The 3,905-nt window shown below is 65.3% G+C and carries 2 protein-coding genes; one reads left to right on the top strand and one right to left on the bottom strand.

Annotated features, from left to right (window positions below; translation table 11 throughout):
• Positions 1 to 219: 219 nt before the first annotated feature.
• Positions 220 to 1,530 carry a thymidine phosphorylase gene (locus ACE3UY_RS17370; protein WP_374688750.1) on the bottom strand — a complete coding sequence of 437 codons (1,311 nt, stop codon included), beginning with the start codon at positions 1,528 to 1,530 and terminating at the stop codon, positions 220 to 222.
• Between the two features lie 294 nt (positions 1,531 to 1,824).
• On the opposite strand from ACE3UY_RS17370, the gene ACE3UY_RS17365 reads away from it, so the two are divergent.
• Complete coding sequence (locus ACE3UY_RS17365; RefSeq protein WP_374688749.1) at positions 1,825 to 3,837, top strand: amidohydrolase family protein; 2,013 nt, start codon at positions 1,825 to 1,827, stop codon at positions 3,835 to 3,837.
• Positions 3,838 to 3,905 lie beyond the last annotated feature (68 nt).

Below are 3,905 nucleotides of genomic sequence, written 5' to 3'. Positions count from 1 at the left end.
GTGGTCGCGTTGACAATCGCCCCCTTAATCCCCGACCCGCCGATGTCAATGCCCAGTAGCTCCATACCTTCTCCTTACAATAAATCAACCACGGATTTTCACGGATTTAACGGATGAAACGGATTGATTTATGGCGCTAATGATACTTGACTCAAATGAAGATTATTTAGAACGACGGTTCAATCCGTATTATCCGTCAAATCCGTGAAAATCCGTGGTTCATTCATTCCCAATTGTCGCGTAGAAGAGCGGGCGCGGCGGGACGGGGTGGTCGACAACGGTGATGGCCGCCGGCACGTCGCGCTGCGCCTGTTGCAGCGTCATGTCGTCATTGGCGTGGATCACACCGATCTCCTGCCCGGCCTCGACGTAGTCGCCGATCTTGATCGGCAGCAGGAAGCCGACCGCCGGGTCTACTTCATCCGACTTAACCAGCCGGCCGCCGCCACAGCGCACGCACACCCAACCCAATTCGGCCGTGTCCATCGCCGCCACGTAGCCGCTGCGCGTGGCCTCCAGCGGTTCCACGTAGCGGGCTGTGGGCAGCAGGGAGAGATCGTCCACCTGGCGACCGTCACCGCCCTGGGCCACAATCAGCTGGCGGAACTTGGCCAGCCCGCGCCCGTCGGCCCGCGCCGCGCTCACCAGCCGGCACGCCTCGTCCAGCGTCGCCGCCGCGCCGGCCAGCCGCACCATGTGGGCGGCCACCGTCTGGCAATGCTCCCAGAAGTCGGCTGGCCCGCCGCCGCGCAGCGTCTCGATGGCCTCTTTCACCTCCAGCGCGTTGCCTACAGCGTGACCGAGCGGCTGGTTCATATCGGAGATGAGGGCCACCGTCTGCCGGCCCGCGTCCTGGCCGATCTCGACCATCAACTGCGCCAGGTCGGTCGCCGCCTCGACGGTCGGCATAAACGCGCCGCTGCCCATCTTCACGTCCAGCACGATGGCGTCGGCCCCGGCGGCCAGCTTCTTGGACATGATCGAGGCCGCGATCAGGGCGCGGTTGTCGACCGTGGCCGTCACGTCGCGCAGGGCGTAGAGCTTGCCGTCGGCCGGGGCCAGAGCAGCCGTCTGTCCCGCCAGCACCAGCCCGATCTCCGCCAACTGGCGCTTGAACTGTTCCAGCGTGAGCTGGCTCGACCAGCCCCGGAACGATTCCATCTTGTCCAGCGTGCCGCCGCTGCTGCCCAGCCCGCGCCCGCTCATCTTGCCCACAGGCACGCCGCAGGCCGCCACCAACGGCAGCACGACCAGGCTCGTCTTGTCGCCCACGCCGCCGGAGGAGTGCTTATCGACGATATGCGGGGCCACGTCGTGCAGGTCGAGCATCTCGCCCGAGTGGGCCATTGCCAGAGTCAGATCGACCGTCTCGCGCCGGTTCATGCCGCGCAGGTAGACGGCCATCAGCAGCGCCGACGCCTGATAGTCGGGTATCGCCCCGGCCGTGTACTCGCGGATAAACCAGGTAATCTCTTCGCCCGACAGCTCGCCGCCGTCGCGCTTGTGGGCGATCACGTCCACCATTCTCATGACTTCCACTCCGAACTTCACGCCGCCTGTAGTAGGGGCGCACCTGCGTGTGCGCCCTGGGCAGACACGCCCTAGGCAGACACGCCCTGGGCAGACACGCCCTGGGCAGACACGCCCTAGGGCAGACACGCCCTGGGCAGACACGCCCTAGGGCAGACACGCAGGTCTGCCCCTACCGAGTGTTACCGATTATAACAGGAATCGGTATAATGCGGTTGCATAGCCCGCGCCGACAGCCGGGCCTGCGTCTAACCATTACCAGCAGCAGAACCCTCACAACCACACAAAAGCATTATGACCGAACACGTAGATATTCTATTGCGCGGCGGAACCGTCGTGACCATGAACGATAAGTATGACGTCTTCGAGGATGGCGCGGTCGCCATTCGCGGCGACTCCATCGTGGCTGTCGGCCCGACGGACGAGATCGCCCTAGCCTACCACGCCGATGAGACGGTTGACTGCGCCGACACCGTGGTCATGCCCGGCCTGGTCAACGCCCACACCCACATCCCCATGACCCTGATGCGCGGCCTCAACGACGACCTGCGCCTCGACGTATGGCTCGGCTATCTGATGCCCGTCGAGCGCCACTTCGTCACGCCGGCGTTCGTCAAGCTGGGCGCGCGCGTCGCCTGCGCCGAGATGATCCGCTCCGGCGTCACCTGCTTCGCCGACATGTTCTATTATGAAGAGTCCATCGCCGAACAGGTGGCCGAGATCGGCATGCGCGCCCTGTTGGGTCAAACCATTCTCGTCTTCCCCGCGCCCGACGCCGAGACGTTCGAGGACAGCCTGCTGCTCTGCCGCCGCTTCATCGAGCACTGGAACGGCCACGCCCTCATCCAGCCGGCTGTGGCCCCGCACGCCTGGTACACGGCCACGCCCGAACTGCTACTGGCCTGCGCCGATCTGGCCCGCGCCTTTGACGTGCCCCTGCACACCCACGTCAGTGAGACGAAGTTCGAGGCCGACAACAGCGTCAGCGGCAACCACATGTCGGTGGTGACGTGGCTGGAGCAGCACGGTATTCTGGACACCAAGCTCCTGGCCGCCCATTGCGTCCACATCGACGAGGAAGACATGTTCAGCCTCCGGCGGGCCGGGGCGGGCGTCGCCCACTGCCCGTCGAGTAACCTGAAGCTCGCCAGCGGCATCGCCCCGGTGGCCCAGATGCTCGCCCTGGGGCTGAAAGTCGGCGTCGGCACCGACGGCCCAGCCAGCAACAACGACCTGGACATGGTCGAGGAAGTCCGTCTGGCCTCCTTCATCGCCAAGGTGCACGCCCAGAACCCCACTGCTCTGCCTGCCCGCCAGGCGCTCGAAATCGCCACCATCGGCGGGGCGCGCGCCGTGCACATGGGCCATCTGACCGGCAGCCTGGAGGCGGGCAAGCGAGCCGACCTGGCCGTGGTGGACATGCGCGGCATCCACAACCAGCCCCACTTCCACAACCATCCCGACGCCGTCTACTCGCGCATCATCTATTCGGCCAAGAGTTCCGACATGGCCCACGTGTTGTGTAACGGTCGCTGGCTCATGCGCGACCGGGAGCTGCTGACGGTGGACGAGGCCGCGGCGCGCGCCGAGGCGATCCAGGTGGCGAAGCAGATTGACGCCTTCGTCATGGAGCGCGAATCCAGCCCCTATAACAAGCTGGTGCTGCTGGCCGGCGTCACCCGGCAGGAGAGCTTCGAGGTGCAGGTGAAAGCGCCTCTGGCCGACGAGGCCATCGTCCACAAGGTGTTGGCCAGCGGCGATCTCCACGTCACCCGCGCCGCCCACTACCGCCAGTACGACCACTACTTCCTGTTCGACAGCGGCGACCCGGACGCGGCCCGCCTGCGCTACCGCGAAGACGAGTTCATCAACGACGCGGGCGAGGTGATGCAGGTGCGCGCCCGGCTGACGCTCATCGGCGAAGGGGAGCGCGAGGAGTTCCCCAACGCGGTCATGCTCTCCCGCTCGCGCTTCCTGGCCCAGGCCGACCGCTCGCTGCGCTTCTATCAGGAGTACTTCGCGCCGGCCCGCGAGCTACAGGTCAATAAGGATCGCCGCCGCTGGCACGTCCTCTACAAGGCGACCGACTTCGCCATCAACCTCGACCGGGTGCTGGAGCCGGACGTGCCGGGCCATTTCCTGGAGATCAAGTCGCGCACCTGGTCGCGCAGCGACGCCGAGCGCAAGGCCACGCTCATCACCGAACTGCTGGCCTTATTCGGCCTCGACCTGAATCAGGCCGAGCGGCGCGAGTACACTGAGATCGCCCTGAGCGCTAACCGTGAGCGACGGGTGGAACCGGCCTAGATCAAAACGGTGGGATGCACTTTCTGAAGTGCGTCCCACCTATTCCTGAATAAAGCAACGTGCGGCGC

This window comes from Promineifilum sp. (SeqCode) (genome assembly GCF_041918635.1).
Classification (GTDB): Bacteria; Chloroflexota; Anaerolineae; order Promineifilales; family Promineifilaceae; genus Promineifilum.
This window is presented reverse-complemented; position numbering and strand designations above follow the sequence as displayed.

Excerpts from the sequence above, each read along its gene's own strand:
- ACE3UY_RS17370 (WP_374688750.1), bottom strand. The coding sequence starts at position 1,530 with ATGAGAATGGTGGACGTGATCGCCCACAAGCGCGACGGCGGCGAGCTG.
- ACE3UY_RS17365 (WP_374688749.1), top strand. The coding sequence starts at position 1,825 with ATGACCGAACACGTAGATATTCTATTGCGCGGCGGAACCGTCGTGACC.